The following is a 21,570-nucleotide window of genomic DNA, read 5'->3' as shown; positions in this document are numbered from 1 at the left end:
GAGCAAGGAGCACCGAATGCGCGAGCGCGCCCGCGATCCGAACGAACCGATCGAACTGGAAGACCGCCCCGCCTTCGAGGAGGGCCAGAAAGTCCGCGCGCTTCGCGACGTGCGCAACGACGGCACCTATCCCGGACGCCCGATGGGCGACTTCCTGATCCGCACCGGGGACATCGGCTATGTGAAGTCGATCGGCACCTACCTGCAGATGTATTACATCTACGGAATCGATTTTTACGAGAAGCGCATCATCGTCGGCATGCGCGCCAAGGAACTCGAACTGGTCGACGCCCGCTGCAACGACCCGCAATGACCTTTTTGCCTAAGGAGCACGCGATGAGCGACGCCGTCACCGAAGCGAAGAAGCCCGGCTTCATCCCGCCCCGCGAACCGCTCTACGACTGGGGTCTGGCAGTCGTTGCCGCGGTGGACCTCCACAACGACGGCAGCCACCCCAACGCCGAGGACGGCGCGCTGCTCGCCCCGAAGGGCACGCCCGGCACCATCGTGCGCATCGGCCACGCCGAGGGCACGCAAATCCCCGTCTATCTGGTGGAGTTCCCGGCCGGAGTCGTCGTCGGCTGCCTGGAGGAGGAGATCACGCCCGCCGACGGCCGCCGCCGCGGCGTTCCCGGCGTGATGGACTGACCGCCTCCTCCGTGCCACGGCCTGCGATGGACCCATGATCTATCTCGACAACAACGCGACGACCCCGCTGGCGCCCGAGGTGCGGGAGGCGATGCTGCCCCACCTGTCCGGGGAGTTCGGCAACCCCTCCAGCCCGCACGCCGCCGGCATGGCGGCCAAGCGGGCGGTGGGCGAGGCGCGCGCCCAGGTGGCGGCGCTGGTCGGCGCGAAGGCGGCGGACATCCTCTTCACCGCCAGTGCGACGGAGGCCAACCACACGGCCCTGCTCGGCACGCTGCGCGCTGTCGCGGCGGAGCGTCCGGAGCGCCGCCACCTCGTCACCACGGCGATCGAGCATCCCTCGACGCTGATGCTGGCGAAGGATCTGGAACGGCAGGGCTGGCGGGTCACCGTCCTGCCGGTGGACGGCACCGGCACCATCGCGCTGTCCGACCTGCGCGACGCGGTGACGCCCGACACGGCGCTGGTCTCCGTCCTATGGGCGAACAACGAGATCGGGGCGATCCAGCCGGTCGGCGCCGCCGCCGACATCGCCCAGGCGCGCGGCGCCCTGTTCCACACCGACGCGGTGCAGGCCGCCGGGCGGCTGCCGATCCGGGTCGACGCGGTGAACGCCGACCTGCTGACCCTGTCCGCCCACAAGATGCACGGGCCGAAGGGCATCGGCGCCCTCTTCATCCGCAAGGGCGTGCCCTTCGCCCCGCTGATCCACGGCCATCAGGAGCGCCACCGCCGCGGCGGGACGGAGAATGTGCCGGCCATCGTCGGCTTCGGCATGGCCGCCGACCGCGCCGCCGCCACGGTGGCGGAGGCCGGTGGCATGGCGATCCTGCGCGACCGGCTGGAGCGCGGCGTGCTCGCCGCCTGGCCGGGCAGCCGGGTCAACGGCGAAGGGGCGGCCCGCCTGTCCAACACCAGCAACATCCGCTTCGCCGACCCGCAGGGCCGCCCGCTGGACGCGGAGGAACTGCTGATGCGGCTCGACCGTGCCGGCATCGCCGTCTCCATGGGGGCGGCCTGTGCGTCCGGCGGCAACGAACCGAGCCACGTCCTGACCGCCATGGGCCTGACCCCGGCGGAGGCCGCGGCCAGCCTGCGCTTCTCCCTCAGCCGCTGCAGCACGGCGGAAGAGGTGGAATCGGTCATCAACGAGTTTCCCGCGCTCTACGCGCGGATCGCGGCCTGACCAAACGACAGCCAAGAACACGACGACTGGAGAGTGACATGAAGGTGATGGTGCGCAAGGCCGGTGAGCAATACACGATCTACGTCGCCAAGAAGGACCTGGAGGAGCCCATCACCGAGATGGAGAAGCCGAGCCTGTGGGGCGGCTGGGTCAAGGTCGCCAACGGCTGGACGCTGGACCTGCCGGAGATGCCGGCGGACACCCGCCTGCCCATCACCGTCGAGGCCAAGAAGCGCGGCGCGGAGTGACCGCCATGGCCCTGTCCCCGGAACGGATCGACGCCATCGCCGCCCTGGCCGGCAGCCTCTTCGCGGAGGGCACCCGGCTCGACGCCGTGGTCCGCGCCGTGCGCGAGGCGAACCCGGACCTGTCCAACGTCACCGGGGCGCACGCCGCGGTGATGGCGGAGGACGCCTTCCGGGAGGAACCCGGCTTCAACCTCTACCTCGTGGACGGCACCAACCATTGCTGGCTCATCACCAACAAGCCGGAGACGGCGACCGGCGTGGTGATCGCGCAACGGGACGAGGACGACTGAATGAGGATCGCGGAATGACGATGCCCGAAGACGACCAGGACGGCGAACTCGGCGACTACATCCCGCTGATCGATCCGGACATTTCGGAGGCGGAGGTGGCGGTCATCAGCCGCATCCTCACCTCCGGCAGCCTCAGCGACGGGCGGATGACGGAGGGGTTCGAGAACGCCTTCGCCGCCTGGCTCGGCCGCGCCCACGCGGTCGCGGTGTCCAGCGGCACCATCGCCACGCTGATGGTGCTCAAGGCTTACGGCATCGGGCCGGGGGACGAGGTTCTCTGCTCCCCCTTCGGCTGGCATCAGGTGCAGCACGCCATCGCGCTGGCCGGCGCGGAGCCGGTCTTCGTCGACATCGACTACTGGCAGCACACCATCAACCCGGCGAAAGCCGAGGCCAAGATCACGCCGCGGACCAAGGCCATCCTGGCCGGCAACGTCAACGGCCACCCCGCCCACTGGGACGAGCTGCGAGCGCTCGCCACCGACAAGGGGCTGATCCTGATCGAGGATTCGACCGAGGCCATCGGCTCCTCCTACAAGGGGAAGCTGGTCGGCAGCTTCGGCGACTGCGCGGTCTTCGACTTCTCCGAACCCGGCGTGCTGGTGACCGGCGAAGGCGGGATGATCGTCACCGACGACCGCAACCTCGCCCACCAGCTCCGCTACCTGCGCCGGCGCGAGATGGAGCACCGCAACACGGTGGTCATCACCCGCACCATTCCCTTCCAGGCGGGCATGAGCAACCTGACCGCCGCGCTCGGCCTCGTCCAGTTGAAGCGCCTGCCAGAGATCCTGGCGAAGCGCCGGGAGGTGGTCGCCCACTACGAGGCGGCCATGGCCTCCTTCGAGGGCATCAAGCCGCCCTACAAGGGGCCGGGCGCCGACGACGTGCACCCGATGGTCTACGCCGTCCACCTCGGCACCCGCTTCACCGCCTCGGGGCGCAAGGCGGTGCTGGAGGACTTGGCGACGCACGACGTCGAGGCGTCGGACTACGGGCAGGCGCTCTACACCCAGCAATATTACCAGGAGCGCGGCGCCAGCCGGGCCGACTGCCCGGTCTGCCAGAAGACGGTCGACCGCGTGCTGGCTCTGCCGCTGCACCACAAGGTCACCGCCGACGAGGTGCAGTTCATCGTGGACACGCTGAAGGACGCCACCGTCAACACGGGGGCGGGCGCGGCGATCTATTTGTAAGCAATTTTCCTTCCCCTGCGCCACTCCCCTCCCCCGCCCAGCGGGGGAGGGTCAGGGAGGGGGCAAGGGCCGGCACAACCGCCGCGCCACCCAGCCGAACGGGGTTAGCATGACCGACACCGCCGTCATCGACAGCACGGACACCGACACCATCATCGCGGACATCGCCGCGGCGCTGAAGGCGCGGGGCGTGGTGCCCTATCTCGGGCCGGGCGCCTTCGCGCTGCTGCCGGAGGCCGACTGCCCGATCCCGCGCACCTCGCTGGAACTGGCGCAGCGGCTGAACGCCAAGGTCGCCGCTCCGGGCCGCATCCGCAGCCAGCTGCCCGCCGTCGCCCAGTTCATCGAATCGCGGCGCCACCGCAAGACGCTGGACGGCATCCTGAACGAGATCTTCAAGCGCGAGGTCCCGGCCACGCCGGTCCACGCGTGGCTGGCTTCCTTGCCCGCCCCGCCGATGATCGTCGATGTCTGGTACGACAACACGCTGGAAAGCCTGCTGACTGCCGCTCCGGACCGGAGCTGGGGCCAGATCCAGGGCCTGTCCCACCCGCAGGGCGTCGGCGAATGGGTGAAATACTACGCGCCGGGCGGAGCGGAGGTCGAGGCCGCGGCGGCGTCGGTCTGGGAGACCCTGCTCTACAAGCCGTCGGGCAGTGCGAGCCCGGCGGGGAACTACCTGATTTCCGACAGCGACTTCGTCGAGATCCTGACGGAGATCGACATCCAGACGCCGATTCCCGCCGTCGTACAGGAGCGCCGGGCGGGCCGGAGCTTTCTCTATCTCGGCTGCCGCTTCGACCAGGAAATCCAGCGCACCTTCGCCCGCCAGATCGCCAAGCGCTCGTCGGACAAGCACTGGGCGGTGATCGAGGGCGAGCTGTCGAAGAACGAGGCGCGCTTCCTGGAGCTGCAGAACATCACCCGCCTCGACCTGCCTCTGGACGAGGCGATCCGGCGGATCGCGGAAGCGATGGGGGCGTGACGAAAAGCCCCTCTCCCGCCCCGGGAGAGGGTGGCCCGAAGGGCCGGGTGAGGGTCGTGCGAGGATCGAAGCACTGATCCTTGAACGCACCCTCACCCTTCCCGCGCATCGCGCGGGCCCCTTCCCTCTCCCGGGACGGGAGAGGGAACACCACGTCCCTTACGCCGCGACGGGGGTCGCCAGGGCGTCGATCTCCTGCTGGGCGGCGGCCAGCGCCTTGGCGCGGGCATCCGAGCCCATGCCGACGCCCTCGGCGCGGATCACCGTCACGTCGGTGACGCCCAGGAAGCCCAGAACCGTGCGCAGGAAGGCCTCCTGGTGGTCCAGCGCGCTCATCGCCGCGTTGGTCGAGTAGACGCCGCCGCGGGTCGAGGCGATGTAGACCTTCTTGCCGCCGGCCAGACCGACCGGGCCGGTCTCGGTGTAGCGGAAGGTGCGGCCCGCCTGGGCGATGCGGTCGATCCAGGCCTTGAGCTGGGTCGGGACCGTGAAGTTGTACATCGGGGCGCCGATCACCACGACGTCGGCGGCCAGGAACTCGTCGACCAGCGCATCGGTCAGGGCCAGCTCCTCCTGCTGGCGGGCGGTCAGGCCCTCCAGGTTGCGGAACTTGACGACCTGCATCAGCTCGCCGGTCAGGTGGTCCGGCGGGGCGACGGTGAGGTCGCGGGCGGACACCTCGGCGTCCGGCGTCGCCTGGAGCAGCGCCGCGACGATGGAGCCGGTGAGCTGGCGCGAAACGGAGGCGTCGCCCAGCGGGCTGGAGTCGATGCGAAGGATCTTCATGGTCACGTCTTCCTGTCCGGGAAGCGGGGCGCCGGTCCGGCACCGTCACCGCTTCGGTTTGTCTCGGAGGTGACCATAAGCCCGCTTACGCCAATCGATTGAGCCCCGATTTCGCCAATCTTCGTTGCACAGATCAGAACAATCCCCGGTCAGCGCACCCGATTGCCGCCCTTGAACACGACCATCTCGCCGCCCTTCATGACGGTCCAATCCTCGTCGCGGGTCAGGGGGCGGGTGGCGACCACCGTCACCACGTCGTTGGGCGTCGTCTCCTTGGCGAAATCGACGCTCATGTCCTCGTCGATCAGCGTCGCCGGGCCGAAGGGGGCCTTGCGGGTCAGCCAGGCGAGGTTGGTCGCGCAATGGCACCACAGGTACCGCCCGTCGCTGAGCAGCATGTTGAAGACGCCAAGCCCGCCGAGGTCGGTGGCGAGGTCGCGGATCAGCCGCATCAGGGCACCGCTGCTCTTGGGCGGCTCCGGATACTGCATGCGGATCTGGTCGAGCAGCCAGCAGAAGGCGTGCTCGCTGTCCGTCGTCCCGACCGGCTCGTAGAAGGTCAGCGTCCGGTCCTTGATGCCCTTGAGCTGGCCGTTGTGCGCGAAGGTCCAGACGCGGCCCCACAGCTCCCGCGTGAAGGGGTGGGTGTTCTCCAGCGACACCCGGCCGCGGTTGGCGCGGCGGATGTGGGAAATCACCACGCAGGACTTGATCGAATAGCTGCTGACCAGCCGCGCGATCTCCGACTCGCAGCTCGGCGCCGGGTCGTGGAAGGCGCGGCAGCCCTTCCCCTCGTAGAAGGCGATGCCCCAGCCGTCGCGGTGCGGACCGGTCTGCCCGCCGCGGCGCATCAGGCCGCGAAAGCTGAAGCAGATGTCCGTGGGCACGTTGGCGCTCATGCCCAGGAGTTCGCACATGGATCGGCCCCCATCGCTGAAATGTCGGGTTTCAAACAGGACGGGGGCAAACCTACGACAGTCCGGGTTGTCCCGTCATCCCTTTGCGGGTGGTGGGCAGGGCGGCATCCCGGCGCGGGCGCAGCCTTCCAGCTTGCCCTCCGGCGCGCCGGCGGCTAGGCCGATCCAGGCGTCCACCCGCTCCGCCTCGAACCCGCAGTCGCGACGGTCACCGACCTGCATCAGCGGGCGGCGGATCAGCAGCGGCGTCTTCAGCATCAGCGCCAGGGCGGCGGCCTCGTCCAGCGCGTCCGGATCGACCTCCCCGCTCTTCACCGCCGGGGCGGCGCGGTTGAACCACTCGGCCACCGGGCGGTCGCCGAAGAAGGGGCGCAGGCGGTCCGCCGTCCAGGGTTCGGACAGCAGGTCGCGGGCGTGGACGGTGTGCCCGGCCTCCGCCAGCAGGGCCTTCTGGCGGTTGTTGCCGGCGCAGCCGGGCTTTTCGAAGAAGATCACGTCGGCCATGGTCGAAATCACCCCTGCTTGAGCGCCGGGGAGCGGGCGAGCAGCCCGTCCACCTGGGCGCAGATTTCGTCGTAGACGCCGCGGTCGAGCTTGCGCAGCCAGCGCGGCGGGATGGTCTCCACCCCGTAGGTGGCTCCGGCCAGCATGCCGGCGATGGCGCCGGTGGTGTCGGCGTCGCCGCCCTGGTTGACGGTCTCGACGACGCAGGACTCCACGGAATCGGTCTGGAAATAGTAGTGCATGACCGTCTGCATCGTATCGACGATGTAGGCGGTGGCGAGGCCCCGGTAGGGCTGAAACTTGAACTGCCGGTGCTTCGCGATGAGCTTGTTCGATTCGTCGCGCACGTCGCGCACGTCGCCGCCCAGCACCAGACGGCGGACCATGTGGCCGAGCGTCAGGGTCGCCGCGTCGGACATGGCGTTGCAATGGGTGATGTGCGCCTGCTCCACCGTCCAGCGCTCGAAGGCGGCGTCGTCGCCCAGCGTCGCCAGGGCGACCGGCAGGTTGCGCATCGCCGCCCCGTTCCCGGCGTGATACTCGCTCTCCGGCTCCGACAGGGTGCCGTGCATGATGAAGCGGCGGATGCCGCGCCGTGTCGTGTCCCCGACATCGACGGGAACGCCCTTCAGCCAGACGGCGAACTCCTCCGCGGCGCGGCGGGCGTCCCACTCCGGGGCGGCCAGGATGGCGCGGCCGAGATGGATCGACATCTCGGTGTCGTCGGTCACCTGCCCGGCGGCCAGCTTCAGCCAGCCGCCGCCCTTGATGTGCTTGTGCACGCCGTATTGGTGGGCGATCTCGCCCTTTGTCAGAAACTCGACGGTGGCGCCCAGCGCGTCGCCGCAGGCCAGCCCGAGATAGGCGCCCAGCGCGCGCGAGCGGATGGAATGGTCAGTCATGGGCCGGATCTGTCCCGTGATCGGTTGTCAGAGAAGCGACACCCCCACCCTGTAGTCCCCGCCGACGACCAGATACTCGCCCTCTCCCTTGAAAGGGTAGCGGGGCAGGATGTCGCGGAAGAAGACCACCTTGGTGAGCGGCACCCAGGTTTCGAGGATGTAGTCCCCGAACTGGCCGGCGATGTCGCGCTCGATGGAAAAGGAGCTGAGGTTGTTGAGGCGCAGGACCGCCGTGCGCTTGTCGGGGCGCGCGACGATGTGGTGCTCCTCGAAATCGTTGACGCCGCGGTAGAGCCGGATGTGGCTGGCGCGGGACGGCATCGGCGCGTCCGGCCAGCCGCGGCGCATCCACCACTGGCAATATTCGTACAGCAGGTCGAGCTGCAGGTTGATGTTGTTGTTGTGGAAGCGGGTGGCGACCTTCTCCTCGCCGTAGGTCCGCCACGCGTCGGAGGCGAAACGGAGGATCGGTTCCTTGTGATAGGTGGGCAGCAGACCGAAGCGGCTCTCCACCCAGCCCTTCAGCACGGCACCCTCGGCGTTGTTGCTGTCGAACAGCCATCCCTTCAGCAGGCGCAGGTAGCTGGCGCGGTAGCGCCGCCGCCCGTCCGCGCCCTCGGCCCCTGAGAAGTCCGGGTTCAGCCCGAAGGTGAAGGCCATGTGGTGCTGGAAGACGTCGGCGGCGATCAGGCTGTTCGGGCTCTCATCGAGCGCCTCGAACAGCACGGCGTGCTCGCTGCGCGTGCCGCCGATGCACAGACGCCGCGGCTCGTCATTGAAAGCCTCCGCGCACAGCGCCTCCGCCGTCACGTTCAACAGATTGGTGCGGTGCGCCTTCAGCGCGAGCGGCGAATCCGGATCGATCAGCCGCCCCCGCGCATCCCTCAAGCCACCGCTCGCCGAACCGTCCGCCATCGCGCTCTCAAATCCACAATTCTTTCATGGATACCGCGAACCGGCGCGTCCGCCAAGGGCCGCGTCATCGCGGGGCACGGCCGTCAACTCCGCAATACATTTCGAATTCAAAAACAATTCTATTAAACAACCATAGTAACTTTTGGCTTACTCCAAATATCTTAAAAATATCCGTTTGAACGGATGATGAGACGACACCATAGTTGATCGAACGGGATTCAGAGCATCGCAAGACGAGGCAAGGCCATGTGGCCGATGAAGCGAAAGGAACAGGAGACGCGCAACCGGGCGGCACAGCCCCCGCGCGTTCTTCTTCCTTCCGCCGTCTCGGAAAAGATGCCGATGCGCGCGGGTCGGGCGCCGGTTCCGCTGCGCGGCGCCAGGGAGGCCCGCGACGCCGTGACGCTCGCCCGGCTGCTGCGCGGCACCATCACCCCGCTGCGCGGCGACGAGGTGCTGGCCCTGCTGGAGCCCCATCGTCCGCGTCTGGTGCCCAAGCCGGTCAATCCATTGGCTGCCATGCTCGGCCAGCCACAGGGCCGCCTGCTGGAGGCGCTGCTGCGCCCCACCGCGCCGATCATCCTGGACGTCCTGTTGCCCCGCCTGCGCGACCATCTGATCGACCGCGTCGTCCACAACAAGGGCGGCGCCGAGGACGGGCTGCCCGGCGCGCTGGAGGTGGCCACCGCCCTGCGCACCCTGGTCGCCCTGCTGCGCGGTGCCGGACGCGGAGCCGTGCTGTCGGTGGTGTCGGCCATCGAGGCGGACGCCCGCGCCGACGCCGACCGGCTGGTCCGCGGCGAGGCGTCGGTGGCGAGCATGGAGGACGAGCCGGCGGGCGCCACCGCCGGCGCCATGGACAGCCTCGCCCACGCCCTGCTGCGCTTCGAGGCGCGGCGGCTGATGCTGGAGACTCTGGGCGCCACCGTCGCGCTGCGCGACGTCGTCTATCAGTCGCGCCGCCTCACCCGCCACGCGCTGCGCCGGGCGGCGGAGGCCATGGACGGCTTCGGCGCCGACCGCGGCATCAAGGCCCTGCACGCCAGCCTCGCCACACTGGCGTCGGTGGACGGGCTGCTCGTCGTCGCGATGCGCAACCTCGACGACCAGGAGGAGCACCGCGAGGAGGCCAACGCCTTCGTCGAGCCCGCCGACCGCAAGGCGATGAACGACTGTCTGTCGGCAGCGTGGCGGCTTTCCGACACACTGTTCGATCTTGTCGGAAAGGCCGCCAACGGCGGCGACCTCGACGAGCTGCTGTTCGAGGCGCTGCTGCGCCAGCTCCGCTCCCTGCACCAGTTCTGCACCGACCTCGACCATGCCGGGCGGCCGGCGGTGCTCGACACGCTGGAGCGCCGTCTGGCCGAACGCAGCCGCGCGCTGGCCGGCATTGCCGGGGAGCGGCTGGTCGGCATCCTGCTGGCCCGCCCCGCCGACCCGGCCAAGGCGCGCCGCCTGCTCGCCCGCGGCCAGTCGCTGGCCCAGCTTCTCTATGACATGGGCCAGGACGGCGACGAGCTGGAGGCGCTGGCGCTGCGCCTCGTCGTCGCCCGCGACGCGCTGAACCACGCCGCCGCCTGACGCCGCAAAGGCGCCGTTCGGGCGTCATCCACCCATCCCATCCGTTTCATTGCGAGAGACCCGACAAAATGTCGGGCTTTGTCGGGTATGTCACAGGCCCGACAAAGCGGACCGCGCTCGTCCGCAATCCAATTTCTTGTTTATTTTCAATAGCTTAAAAATTTTCTGCGAACTGGCACGGGGGATGCAGAGAGAGGGTCGAAGCGGCCGCTGGGCAGGCCGCCCCGGAATTGAAGACACCCTGTAGACCCAAGCAAAGGAGTAACCTCCCATGTCTTTGCGCCAGATTGCGTTCTACGGTAAGGGCGGTATCGGCAAGTCCACCACCTCCCAGAACACCCTGGCCGCGCTGGTCGAGCTGGATCAGAAGATCCTGATCGTCGGCTGCGATCCGAAGGCCGACTCGACCCGCCTGATCCTGCACGCCAAGGCGCAGGACACCGTGCTGCACCTCGCCGCCGAAGCCGGCTCGGTCGAGGATCTGGAGCTCGAGGACGTTCTCAAGATCGGCTACAAGGGCATCAAGTGCGTCGAGTCCGGCGGTCCGGAGCCGGGGGTCGGCTGCGCCGGCCGCGGCGTGATCACCTCGATCAACTTCCTCGAAGAGAACGGCGCCTACGACGACGTGGACTACGTCTCCTACGACGTGCTGGGCGACGTGGTGTGCGGCGGTTTCGCCATGCCCATCCGCGAGAACAAGGCCCAGGAAATCTACATCGTCATGTCCGGTGAGATGATGGCGCTCTACGCCGCCAACAACATCGCCAAGGGCATTCTGAAGTACGCCCACAGCGGCGGCGTGCGCCTCGGCGGCCTGATCTGCAACGAGCGCCAGACCGACAAGGAAATCGACCTGGCCTCGGCCCTGGCCGCCCGCCTCGGCACCCAGCTCATCCACTTCGTGCCGCGCGACAACATCGTGCAGCACGCCGAGCTGCGCCGCATGACCGTGATCGAGTACGCGCCGGACAGCCAGCAGGCCCAGGAATACCGCCAGCTCGCCACCAAGGTCCACGCGAACAAGGGCAAGGGCACCATCCCGACGCCGATCACGATGGAAGAGCTGGAAGAGATGCTGATGGACTTCGGCATCATGAAGTCGGAGGAGCAGCAGCTCGCCGAACTCCAGGCCAAGGAAGCCGCCAAGGCCTGACACCTGGGTCCCTGACGGGGCACAGGTCTGAACTGGCCCCCTCCCCAGCCCACCCCGCCTTTGTGCGCGGGGTGGGAGAGAGGGGGCTCGGTCCCGCGCTGAAGTGGCGCGGACAATGAGAGCATGCAGGAGACTGGCACCATGAGCCTGTCCGTGAACGAAGGCGTCGACGTCAAGGGTCTCGTCGACAAGGTTCTCGAAGCGTATCCCGAGAAGTCGCGCAAGCGCCGCGCCAAGCACCTGAACGTGCTGGAGGCCGAGGCGAAGGACTGCGGCGTCAAGTCGAACATCAAGTCGATCCCCGGTGTGATGACCATCCGTGGTTGCGCCTATGCCGGTTCCAAGGGCGTGGTGTGGGGTCCGATCAAGGACATGATCCACATCTCCCACGGCCCGGTCGGCTGCGGCTACTACTCCTGGTCCGGCCGCCGCAACTACTATGTCGGCGACACCGGCGTGGACAGCTGGGGCACGATGCACTTCACCTCCGACTTCCAGGAGAAGGACATCGTCTTCGGCGGCGACAAGAAGCTGCACAAGGTGATCGAGGAGATCAACGAGCTGTTCCCGCTCGTCAACGGCATCTCCATCCAGTCCGAGTGCCCGATCGGCCTGATCGGCGACGACATCGAGGCGGTCGCCCGCGCCAAGTCCGAGGAGCTGGGCAAGCCGGTCGTTCCGGTCCGTTGCGAAGGCTTCCGCGGCGTCTCCCAGTCGCTGGGCCACCACATCGCCAACGACGTCATCCGCGACTGGATCTTCGAGAAGACCGAGCCGAAGGAAGGCTTCGTCTCCACCCCGTACGACGTCACCATCATCGGTGACTACAACATCGGTGGCGACGCCTGGGCCAGCCGCATCCTGCTGGAAGAGATCGGCCTGCGCGTGATCGCCCAGTGGTCGGGCGACGGCACGCTCGCCGAGCTGGAGAACACGCCGAAGGCGAAGGTGAACCTCATCCACTGCTACCGCTCGATGAACTACATCGCGCGCCACATGGAAGAGAAGTTCGGTATTCCGTGGATGGAATACAACTTCTTCGGCCCGTCGCAGATCGCCGAGTCCCTGCGCAAGATCGCCGCTCTCTTCGATGACACCATCAAGGAGAACGCGGAGAAGGTCATCGCCAAGTACCAGCCGATGGTCGACGCCGTCATCGCCAAGTTCAAGCCGCGGCTCGAAGGCAAGAAGGTGATGATCTACGTCGGCGGCCTGCGTCCGCGCCACGTGGTCGACGCCTACCACGACCTGGGCATGGAGATCGTCGGCACGGGTTACGAGTTCGCCCACAACGACGACTATCAGCGCACTCAGCACTACGTGAAGGAAGGCACGCTGATCTACGACGACGTCACCGCCTTCGAACTGGAGAAGTTCGTCGAGGTGATGCGTCCGGACCTCGTCGCCTCGGGCATCAAGGAAAAGTACGTCTTCCAGAAGATGGGCCTGCCCTTCCGCCAGATGCACTCCTGGGATTACTCGGGTCCGTATCACGGCTACGACGGCTTCGCGATCTTCGCCCGCGACATGGATCTGGCCATCAACAACCCCGTCTGGGGCATCATGAAGGCTCCGTTCTAAAGCGGCCTCTGGAAGATAGGAGTAATGAGCATGTCCCACCCCGTTTCCCAGAGCGCCGACAAGGTCATCGACCACTTCACGCTCTTCCGTCAGCCCGAATACAAGGAGCTGTTCGAGCGCAAGAAGACGGAGTTCGAGTACGGCCACTCCGACGAGGAGGTCGCCCGGGTTTCCGCGTGGACCAAGACGGAAGAGTACAAGGAAAAGAACTTCGCCCGTGAGGCGGTCGTTATCAACCCGACGAAGGCCTGCCAGCCGATCGGCGCGATGTTCGCGGCCCAGGGCTTCGAGGGCACCCTGCCCTTCGTCCATGGCTCGCAGGGCTGCGTCGCCTACTACCGCACGCACCTCACCCGCCACTTCAAGGAGCCGAACTCCGCGGTTTCCTCGTCGATGACGGAAGACGCGGCGGTGTTCGGCGGCCTGAACAACATGATCGACGGCCTGGCCAACGCCTACGCGCTGTACAAGCCGAAGATGATCGCCGTGATGACCACCTGCATGGCGGAAGTCATCGGCGACGACCTGTCCGGCTTCATCAACAACGCGAAGAACAAGGAAAGCGTCCCGGCGGATTTCCCGGTTCCCTTCGCCCACACCCCGGCCTTCGTCGGCAGCCACATCGTCGGCTACGACAACATGATCAAGGGCGTCCTGACCCACTTCTGGGGCACGTCGGAGAACTTCGACACCCCGAAGAACGAGACGATCAACCTGATCCCGGGCTTCGACGGTTTCGCGGTCGGCAACAACCGCGAGCTGAAGCGCATCGCCGGCCTGTTCGGTATCCAGATGACCATCCTGTCGGACGTGTCGGACAACTTCGACACCCCGGCCGACGGCGAATACCGCATGTATGACGGCGGCACCCCGCTGGAGGCCACGAAGGAGGCCGTCCACGCCAAGGCCACCATCTCCATGCAGGAATACTGCACCCCGCAGTCCCTGCAGTTCATCAAGGAGAAGGGCCAGCAGGTCGCCAAGTACAACTACCCGATGGGCGTCACCGGCACCGACGAGCTTCTGATGAAGCTGGCCGAGCTGTCCGGCAAGCCGGTCCCGGCGGAGCTGAAGCTGGAGCGCGGCCGTCTCGTCGACGCCATCGCCGACAGCCATACCCACCTGCACGGCAAGCGCTTCGCCGTGTATGGCGACCCGGACTTCTGCCTGGGCATGTCGAAGTTCCTGATGGAGCTGGGCGCCGAACCGGTGCACATCCTGTCCACCTCCGGCTCGAAGAAGTGGGAGAAGCAGGTTCAGAAGGTGCTCGACGGCTCGCCGTTCGGCAAGTCCGGCAAGGCCTACGGCGGCAAGGACCTCTGGCACCTGCGCTCGCTGCTGTTCACCGACAAGGTCGACTACATCATCGGCAACAGCTACGGCAAGTATCTGGAGCGCGACACCAAGATCCCGCTCATCCGCCTGACCTACCCGATCTTCGACCGCCACCACCATCACCGTTACCCGACCTGGGGCTACCAGGGCGCTCTGAACGTGCTGGTGCGCATCCTGGATCGGATCTTCGAGGACATGGACGCCAACACGAACATCGTCGGCGAGACCGACTACTCGTTCGATCTGGTGCGCTGACCTCCCCCGGCCGGCGCGGGGTCTCCATCCCCCCGCCCGGCCGCTTCCCCGGAGAGCCGGAGCCCACCGCAAGGTGGGCTCCGGCTTTTCCATTTTTCCGGCCTGCCACCTCGCTCATAAACGCGGACAAACATTATCCGTGTTTTCTGTCTTGCGCTTGAGAACGCGGATTGATACGGTCCGTGTTTTCGAGACCGTTGGACGGGCCACGCCATGGCACACCTCACCGCAAGCGTCGAGTACGGCATCCATTGCCTGCTCTGGCTGGCCGCCGCCGGCGACACGCCGCTGAGCAGCCGGGATTTGGCGGAATTGCAGGGCATCTCCCCCTCCTTCCTCGCCAAGATTTTCCCGAAGCTGGAGAAGGCCGGGATCGTGACGGCCAGCGAAGGGGTGCGCGGCGGCTACCGCCTCGCCAAGGCGCCGACGGAGATCAGCTTCCTCGCCGTCGTCGACGCCATCGAGGGTACGAAGCCGCTGTTCGAGTGCCAGGAGATCCGCGGGCGCTGCGCGGTCTTCGACGACAGACCGCCGGATTGGGCGACCTCCGGCGTCTGCGCCATCCACGCCGTGATGCTGAAGGCCGAGAAGGCGATGCGCGACACGCTGGCCAAGGAAACGCTGGCCAGCGTCGGCGAAACCTTCGGGCGCAAGGCCCCGCCGGAGTTCCAGGGCGACGTCCAGACCTGGATCGACGCGCGCCTCAGCGCCCGCGCAATGTCTCGGACACGGCAGACACCATAGTCGGCCACCGTAGCCGGCCTCACCGCCCCTCACCCGATGCCCTGAGCTTTTCCCGGACCTCCGCCGGACGGACGGGATGGCTGCCGCGCACCCGCGCGCCAGAACGCTCCCCCTGTCCGGCTTTCAAAAGGACACGCAATCATGACCCAGCAGATCGTCATCGCCGGCTCCGGTTTCGCCGGATTGTGGGCCGCCCTCTCCGCCGCCCGCGCCGTGGCGCTGGCCGGCCGGGACGGCAACGTCGCGATCACCGTCGTCTCGCCGGCCCCGCAGCTCCACATCCGCCCCCGCCTCTACGAAGCGGTGCTGGAGGGCATGGCGCCGGACCTCGCGGCGCTGTTCAAGGCCGTGGGCGTCCGCCACGTCCCCGGCGTCGTGACAACGATCCACGCCGCCCGTCGTGCGGTGGACGTCACCGGCACCGACGGCCCCCTCTTCACCCTGCCCTACGACCGTTTCGTCCTGGCCGCCGGCAGCCGCCTGTTCACCCCGCCCATTCCCGGCCTCGCCGAGCACGCCTTCAACGTCGACCAGCTGGACAGCGCCCGCGCCCTCGACGCCCATCTGAAGGCCTTGGCCGCCCAGCCGGAGACGGCGGCGCGCAACACCGTGGTCGTGGCCGGCGGCGGCTTCACCGGCATCGAGACCGCGGCGGAGATGCCGGACCGGCTGCGCGCCATCCTTGGTGCGGACGCCAAGGTCCGCGTCGTTGTGGTCGAGCAGGCCCCGGCCATCGGTCCCGACCTCGGCCCCGTGCCGCGCCCCGTCATCGAGCAGGCTCTGGCCGAATGCGGCGTGGAGATCGTCGTCGGTACGGCGGTCGCCGCCATCGACGCCGACGGCGTGACCACCGCCACCGGCGAGCGCATTGCCGCCGCCACCGTCGTCTGGACGGCGGGCGCCCGCGCAAACCCTCTCGCCGCGCAGATCAGCAGCGAGCATGACCGGTTCGGACGCGTTCCGGCCGACCCGTTCCTGCGGGCGGCCGGGAGCGATGGAATCTTCGTCACTGGCGACGTGGCGCGGGCCGCCACCGACGATCTCGGCAACGTCGCCGCGATGTCCTGCCAGCACGCACTCAGCCTGGGCCGCGTCGCCGGCCACAACGCCGCGGCGGAACTGGTCGGCCTGCCCACCCACCCCTACAGCCAGCCCAAATACGTGACCTGCCTCGATCTCGGCCCGTGGGGCGCGCTCTTCACCGAAGGTTGGGACCGGCAGGTCCGGTTGACCCGCGAGGACGGCAAGGCGGTGAAGCGCGAGATCAACACCAAGTGGATCTACCCGCCCCAGCCGGACCGCGACGCCGTCTTCGCCATCGCCAACCCCGACTATGTGATCGTTCCCTGACCGTGGCCCAGCGGAGCCGCGCTTCTTGCCACCGCAGGGACGCGGTTCCGCACAGGCGTTACTTCCGGTGGAATCCATTGACCGTTTCGGCCCGCGCTCTTTGCAGGCGCGCCATTCTCACAGCTTTCCATGGAAAGGATTCGACCGGCGACGGGCCGTATTGCTTTTGCGCGAACGCACGCGATGCCCATCGGTTGAAGAGAAGAGCCATCGAAGCCTTTGGGCCGTTAGCGACCACCACCGGCAGAATGCCCACAACATCAACAAAAAATTGCATCCGATTACCTATCAACAAAACTGTCTATCTTGGCGATTACATTGATTGCCAAAACGATACGGCACTCCCCGGCACCCCATAAACGCCAATTAATTGTTTTTTATATAAATTGGCGATAACCTCAAATCATCATTCCCTTCTTGCGCCATAAGGACAATCAACATGCCCTTTAAAACCTTTCTAAGGTCGGCAGACACGGAAGCGATGGAAATAACCAACGCATTAGACAAATCTAATGGCATAATCACCTTTGACACATCTGGCAACATATTGTCGGCGAATGATCAATTTCTCCGATGCATGGGATACGGCCTTGAGGAGATCAAAGGGAAGCATCACCGGATATTCGTCGATCCGAATCTCCACAACAGCCCGGATTACAAGGATTTCTGGGAGCGCCTGCGCCGCGGCGAGTTCCAATCCTCACTGTACAAGCGGATCGGCAAGGGTGGGCGGGAGGTCTGGATCGAGGCGTCCTACAACCCGATCAAGAACCGTCAGGGCGTCACGTACAAGGTGGTCAAGGTCTGCACGGACGTCACCAAGCGCCATCTGGAACACATCGATCTGCGCGGCAAGGCGGAGGCCATCTCCAAGTCCCAGGCGGTGATCGAATTCACTCCCGACGGCACCGTCATCACCGCCAACGAGAATTTCCTTTCCCTGCTCGGCTACACGTTGCCGGAGATCGCCGGGCGCCACCACAGCACCTTCGTCGATCCGGCCGAGCACGGCGGCGCGGACTATCGCGCCTTCTGGGAAAGCCTGCGGCAGGGCCGCTTCCAGGCCGCCCAGTACAAGCGGATCGGCAAGGGCGGCCGCGTGGTGTGGATTCAGGCCTCCTACAACCCGGTGTTCGACACCAGCAACCGACTGTCCAAGATCGTCAAGTTCGCCACCGACATCACCCGCCAGGTGGAACTGCTGGACCAGTTGAAGGCGCTGATCGACAACAATTTCACCGAGATCGACACCGCGCTCTCCGCCGCCGGCCGGCAGGCCGAGGACGCCGCCCAGCGGTCCGGCGCGACGCAAGGCACCGTCCAGACCGTCGCCGCCAGCGCGGAGGAACTGGCGGCGTCGGCCCGGGAAATCGCCGACAGCATGATCCGCTCCCGTCAGGCGGCGAGCACCGCGATGGACGAGACGGGGAACGCCGACCGGGCAGCGGCGCGCCTGACGGAGGTCGCCAAGGCGATGGGCGGCATCGTCGATCTGATCAGTTCGATCGCCAGCCAGATCAACCTTCTGGCGCTCAACGCCACCATCGAGGCCGCCCGGGCCGGCGAGGCCGGGCGCGGGTTCGCGGTCGTCGCCAACGAGGTCAAGAATCTCGCCAACCAGTCGGCCAACGCGACCGCCCAGATCTCCAAGGAGATCGAAGGCATGCAGGCCGTCTCGTCCGACGTCGTCGCGTCGCTGGGCAACATCCGTCAGGCCACCAGCAACCTGATGGAGTTCGTCACCGTCTCCGCCGGGGCGGTGGAGGAGCAGAGCGCGGTGACCGGCGACATGTCCACCAACATGCAGAACGCGTCGGTCTCGGTCAGCGCCGTCGACCACAACATCGGCGCCATCAACTCAGCGATCACCCAGATCGCGGCGGCGGTTTCGGAAACCAAGGAAGCCGCCAAGGTTTTGGCCCGTTGAAGGCGCGCGCCGTACACGGCCCTGCCCTCGCTCTCCGCTGTGCGATACCCGACAAAGTCCGCGATTGTCGGGTATCGCACACGAGGCCACTCTCCCTAACTTATTGAATGTAAACAATTCACTCTTTGGCACACCTCCTGCATATGTCCGACCCACAGGCGACTGACCCACGGGCGCCGATGTCGGCCAATGGCGGGAGAAGGTCATGCTCCAGGAAAAGCTCCAGGACGTCTTCAACGAGCCGGGTTGCTCCACCAACCAAGCCAAGTCGGAGAAGGAGCGGAAGAAGGGGTGCTCCAAGGCTTTGAAGCCGGGGGCTGCCGCCGGGGGCTGCGCCTATGACGGCGCGATGATCGCGCTCCAGCCGATCGCCGACGCCGCTCACCTCGTGCACGGGCCGATCGCCTGCCTCGGCAACTCCTGGGACAACCGCGGCACCAAGTCGTCGGGCTCGCAGCTCTACCGCACCGGCTTCACCACCGACATGTCGGAACTCGACATCATCCACGGCGGTGAGAAGAAGCTCTACCGGGCGATCAAGGAGATCGTGCAGCAGTACGACCCGCCGGCCGTCTTCGTCTACCAGACCTGCGTCCCCGCCATGATCGGCGACGACATCGAGGCGGTCTGCAAATTCGCCGCGAAGAAGTTGGGCAAGCCGGTGATCCCGGTGATGGCGCCGGGCTTCGTCGGATCGAAGAACCTGGGCAACAAGCTGGCCGGCGAGACGCTGCTCGACCACGTGATCGGCACGGTGGAGCCGGAGGTCACGACCCCGACCGACATCTGCATCGTCGGTGAATACAATCTGGCCGGCGAGCTGTGGCTGGTGAAGCCGCTGCTCGACGAGATCGGCATCCGCATCCTGTCCTGCATCTCCGGCGACGGGCGCTACAACGAGGTGGCGCAGGCCCACCGGGCGCGGCTGACCATGGTGGTCTGCTCGCAGGCGCTGGTGAATGTCGGGCGCAAGATGCAGGAGCGCTGGGGCATCCCCTATTTCGAAGGCTCCTTCTACGGCGTGTCGGACATGTCGGACACGCTGCGCACCATGGCCCGCATGCTGGTGGAGCGCGGCGCCGACAAGGCGATCATCGACCGCACCGAGGGCGTCATCGCCCGCGAGGAAAGCCGCGTCTGGCGGCGCCTGGAGCCTTACCGGCCGCGCTTCGACGGCAAGCGCGTCCTGCTGTTCACCGGCGGTGTGAAGAGCTGGTCGATGGTCACCGCGCTGGAAGGCGCCGGGCTGACCATCGTCGGCACCTCCACCAAGAAGTCGACCAAGGAGGACAAGGAGCGCATCAAGAAGATGAAGGGCGAGGAGTTCCACCAGTGGGACGACCTGAAGCCCCGCGACATCTACAAGATGCTGCGCGACAGCGAGGCCGACATCATGATGTCCGGCGGCCGGTCGCAGTTCATCGCGCTGAAGGCCAAGGTGCCGTGGCTCGACCTGAACCAGGAGCGCCACACCCCCTACGCGGGCTATGACGGCATCGTCAACCTGTGTGAGGAAATCGACAAGACCCTGTCCAACCCGATCTGGCGGCAGGTGCGTCTGGCCGCCCCCTGGGACGTGAAACCGGATGCCAAACCGGACTCCAGGCCGGTGGGAGCGTAACCGCCATGGGCACCATCCAGCGCTTCCCCCACTCCGCCAAGGCGGCCTCCACCAACCCGCTGAAGATGAGCCAGCCGCTGGGCGCGGCGCTCGCCTTCCTCGGCGTGGACCGCTGCATGCCGCTGTTCCACGGCAGCCAGGGTTGCACCGCCTTCGGGCTGGTCCTGCTGGTCCGCCATTTCCGCGAGGCCATCCCGCTCCAGACCACGGCGATGGATCAGGTCTCCACCATCCTCGGCGGCTACGAGAATCTGGAGCAGGCCGTCCGCACCATCCACGAGCGCAACGCGCCCGCGCTGATCGGCGTCGCCACCACCGGCGTGACCGAGACCAAGGGCGAGGACATGGCCGGCCAGTATTCGCTGTTCCGCCAGCGCAACCCCGCCCTGGCCGGGCTGAAGCTGGTCTTCGCCAACACCCCGGACTTCTCCGGCGGGTTCGAGGACGGCTTCTCCGCCGCGGTGACCGGCATCGTCGAGGAGGTGGTCCAGCCGTCGGAAACGACCGTGAAGGGCCAGATCAATGTGCTGGCCGGCTGCCACCTGTCGCCGGGCGACGTCGAGGAGTTGCGCGACATCATCGAAAGCTTCGGCCTGTCGCCGATCTTCCTGCCCGACCTGTCGCTGTCCATGTCGGGCCGCCAGCCCGACGACTTCACGGCGACCTCGCTGGGCGGCGTGACGGTGGAACAGATCGCGTCCATGGGCGCGTCGGAACTCACGCTGGTGGTCGGCGAGCACATGCGCGTCGCCGCCGCCGCGCTGGAGCTGAAGACCGATGTGCGCAGCGTCTTCTTCGACCGGCTGACCGGGCTGGAGGCGTCGGACCGCCTCGTCCGCACCCTGTCGGAGCTGTCGGGCCGCCCCGTGCCGGCGAAGCTGCGGCGCCAGCGCGAGACGCTGGTGGATGGCATGCTGGACGGGCACTTCTTCTACAGCCGCAAGCGGATCGCCGTGGCGCTGGAGCCGGACCTGCTCTACGCCGTCACCAGCTTCCTGGCGGACATGGGGGCGGAGGTGATCGCCGCCGTCTCCCCCACCCAGACCGCCGTGCTGGAGAAGCTGAAGGCCGCGACCGTCATGGTCGGCGACCATTCCGACGTGGAGACGCTGGCCCGCGACGCCGACCTGATCGTGTCGAACTCGCACGGGCGGCAGGGGGCGGCGCGCATCGGCGTGCCGCTGCACCGCATGGGGCTTCCCATGTTCGACCGGCTGGGCGCCGGGCTGAAGGTCCATGTCGGCTACCGCGGCACCCGCGAGCTTCTGTTCGAGATCGGCAACCTGTTCCTGTCCCGCGAGATGGACCACGACGAGCACGGCCATGCTCACGGTCATCCTCACGGCCATCCTCATGGGGACGGGCATGAACACGGCCAGCACTGCGGGAGCGGATCATGCGGATGCAGCGCCGGCTGAGTGTGGTGGGCCAGGCCGAGGAGGGCCG

At 67.0% G+C, this 21,570-nt stretch carries 21 protein-coding genes; 16 read left to right on the top strand and 5 right to left on the bottom strand.

Features of this window, described 5'->3' with window-relative positions:
• Positions 1–16: 16 nt before the first annotated feature.
• The 7 genes from DS837_RS22100 to DS837_RS22070 all read left to right on the top strand — a co-directional run bounded on the left by DS837_RS22100 (position 17) and on the right by DS837_RS22070 (position 4,553).
• Positions 17–313, top strand: coding sequence for a nitrogen fixation protein NifZ (locus DS837_RS22100; RefSeq protein WP_038528952.1), 297 nt, complete (start codon positions 17–19; stop codon positions 311–313).
• A 23-nt stretch (positions 314–336) separates the two neighbouring features.
• Complete coding sequence (locus DS837_RS22095) at positions 337–648, top strand: nitrogen fixation protein NifZ (RefSeq protein WP_149166718.1); 312 nt, start codon at positions 337–339, stop codon at positions 646–648.
• A gap of 34 nt (positions 649–682) precedes the next feature.
• Positions 683–1,834, top strand: a complete 1,152-nt coding sequence (locus DS837_RS22090) for a cysteine desulfurase family protein (RefSeq protein ID WP_149166717.1) — start codon at positions 683–685, stop codon at positions 1,832–1,834.
• A gap of 38 nt (positions 1,835–1,872) precedes the next feature.
• Complete coding sequence (nifT, locus tag DS837_RS22085; protein ID WP_149166716.1) at positions 1,873–2,082, top strand: putative nitrogen fixation protein NifT; 210 nt, start codon at positions 1,873–1,875, stop codon at positions 2,080–2,082.
• 5 nt (positions 2,083–2,087) lie between these two features.
• Complete coding sequence (locus DS837_RS22080; protein WP_149166715.1) at positions 2,088–2,372, top strand: hypothetical protein; 285 nt, start codon at positions 2,088–2,090, stop codon at positions 2,370–2,372.
• A gap of 14 nt (positions 2,373–2,386) precedes the next feature.
• The gene (locus DS837_RS22075) at positions 2,387–3,568 is read left to right on the top strand and encodes a DegT/DnrJ/EryC1/StrS family aminotransferase (RefSeq protein WP_149166714.1); all 1,182 of its coding nucleotides are present in this window, start codon (positions 2,387–2,389) and stop codon (positions 3,566–3,568) included.
• A 109-nt stretch (positions 3,569–3,677) separates the two neighbouring features.
• The gene (locus DS837_RS22070; RefSeq protein ID WP_149166713.1) at positions 3,678–4,553 is read left to right on the top strand and encodes an SIR2 family protein; all 876 of its coding nucleotides are present in this window, start codon (positions 3,678–3,680) and stop codon (positions 4,551–4,553) included.
• A gap of 159 nt (positions 4,554–4,712) precedes the next feature.
• Here the strand turns inward: DS837_RS22070 and DS837_RS22065 are convergent, their stop codons facing one another.
• From DS837_RS22065 to DS837_RS22045, 5 genes are all read right to left on the bottom strand, one after another.
• Complete coding sequence (locus tag DS837_RS22065; protein ID WP_149166712.1) at positions 4,713–5,339, bottom strand: FMN-dependent NADH-azoreductase; 627 nt, start codon at positions 5,337–5,339, stop codon at positions 4,713–4,715.
• A gap of 149 nt (positions 5,340–5,488) precedes the next feature.
• Entirely contained in the window at positions 5,489–6,256 is a 768-nt protein-coding gene (locus tag DS837_RS22060) for a class II glutamine amidotransferase (protein WP_149166711.1), read from the bottom strand.
• A 75-nt stretch (positions 6,257–6,331) separates the two neighbouring features.
• Positions 6,332–6,760: an ArsC/Spx/MgsR family protein gene (locus tag DS837_RS22055; RefSeq protein ID WP_103040329.1), complete on the bottom strand. Its 429-nt coding sequence runs from the start codon at positions 6,758–6,760 to the stop codon at positions 6,332–6,334.
• Positions 6,761–6,768: 8 nt separating this feature from the next.
• Positions 6,769–7,662 carry an ADP-ribosyl-[dinitrogen reductase] hydrolase gene (gene draG, locus DS837_RS22050; protein WP_149166710.1) on the bottom strand — a complete coding sequence of 298 codons (894 nt, stop codon included), beginning with the start codon at positions 7,660–7,662 and terminating at the stop codon, positions 6,769–6,771.
• 27 nt (positions 7,663–7,689) lie between these two features.
• Positions 7,690–8,577 carry an NAD(+)--dinitrogen-reductase ADP-D-ribosyltransferase gene (locus DS837_RS22045; protein ID WP_149166709.1) on the bottom strand — a complete coding sequence of 296 codons (888 nt, stop codon included), beginning with the start codon at positions 8,575–8,577 and terminating at the stop codon, positions 7,690–7,692.
• A gap of 342 nt (positions 8,578–8,919) precedes the next feature.
• On the opposite strand from DS837_RS22045, the gene DS837_RS22040 reads away from it, so the two are divergent.
• The 9 genes from DS837_RS22040 to nifN all read left to right on the top strand — a co-directional run bounded on the left by DS837_RS22040 (position 8,920) and on the right by nifN (position 21,542).
• On the top strand, positions 8,920–10,158 hold the full coding sequence (locus DS837_RS22040) for a hypothetical protein (RefSeq protein WP_247890073.1): 1,239 nt from the start codon (positions 8,920–8,922) through the stop codon (positions 10,156–10,158).
• Positions 10,159–10,429: 271 nt separating this feature from the next.
• Positions 10,430–11,311, top strand: coding sequence for a nitrogenase iron protein (nifH, locus tag DS837_RS22035; protein WP_149166707.1), 882 nt, complete (start codon positions 10,430–10,432; stop codon positions 11,309–11,311).
• A 141-nt stretch (positions 11,312–11,452) separates the two neighbouring features.
• A complete protein-coding gene (gene nifD, locus DS837_RS22030; RefSeq protein WP_014239785.1) occupies positions 11,453–12,892 on the top strand; it encodes a nitrogenase molybdenum-iron protein alpha chain in 1,440 nt (479 codons plus the stop codon).
• A 30-nt stretch (positions 12,893–12,922) separates the two neighbouring features.
• Entirely contained in the window at positions 12,923–14,482 is a 1,560-nt protein-coding gene (gene nifK / locus DS837_RS22025) for a nitrogenase molybdenum-iron protein subunit beta (protein WP_149166706.1), read from the top strand.
• A gap of 213 nt (positions 14,483–14,695) precedes the next feature.
• Positions 14,696–15,226: an RrF2 family transcriptional regulator gene (locus tag DS837_RS22020; RefSeq protein ID WP_149166705.1), complete on the top strand. Its 531-nt coding sequence runs from the start codon at positions 14,696–14,698 to the stop codon at positions 15,224–15,226.
• A gap of 141 nt (positions 15,227–15,367) precedes the next feature.
• Positions 15,368–16,576, top strand: a complete 1,209-nt coding sequence (locus tag DS837_RS22015) for an NAD(P)/FAD-dependent oxidoreductase (RefSeq protein WP_149166704.1) — start codon at positions 15,368–15,370, stop codon at positions 16,574–16,576.
• Positions 16,577–17,015: 439 nt separating this feature from the next.
• Positions 17,016–18,503 (top strand): methyl-accepting chemotaxis protein, encoded by a 1,488-nt coding sequence (locus DS837_RS22010; protein WP_211102383.1) that lies wholly within the window; start codon positions 17,016–17,018, stop codon positions 18,501–18,503.
• A gap of 205 nt (positions 18,504–18,708) precedes the next feature.
• On the top strand, positions 18,709–20,124 hold the full coding sequence (nifE, locus tag DS837_RS22005; RefSeq protein ID WP_149166702.1) for a nitrogenase iron-molybdenum cofactor biosynthesis protein NifE: 1,416 nt from the start codon (positions 18,709–18,711) through the stop codon (positions 20,122–20,124).
• A 5-nt stretch (positions 20,125–20,129) separates the two neighbouring features.
• A complete protein-coding gene (gene nifN, locus DS837_RS22000; RefSeq protein WP_149166701.1) occupies positions 20,130–21,542 on the top strand; it encodes a nitrogenase iron-molybdenum cofactor biosynthesis protein NifN in 1,413 nt (470 codons plus the stop codon).
• Positions 21,543–21,570: the final 28 nt, after the last annotated feature.

The organism is Azospirillum brasilense (genome assembly GCF_008365405.1).
GTDB classification, from domain to species: domain Bacteria; phylum Pseudomonadota; class Alphaproteobacteria; order Azospirillales; family Azospirillaceae; genus Azospirillum; species Azospirillum brasilense_D.
The sequence above is the reverse complement of the archived record's forward strand: the minus strand, read 5'-3'. Positions and strand labels throughout refer to the sequence as shown.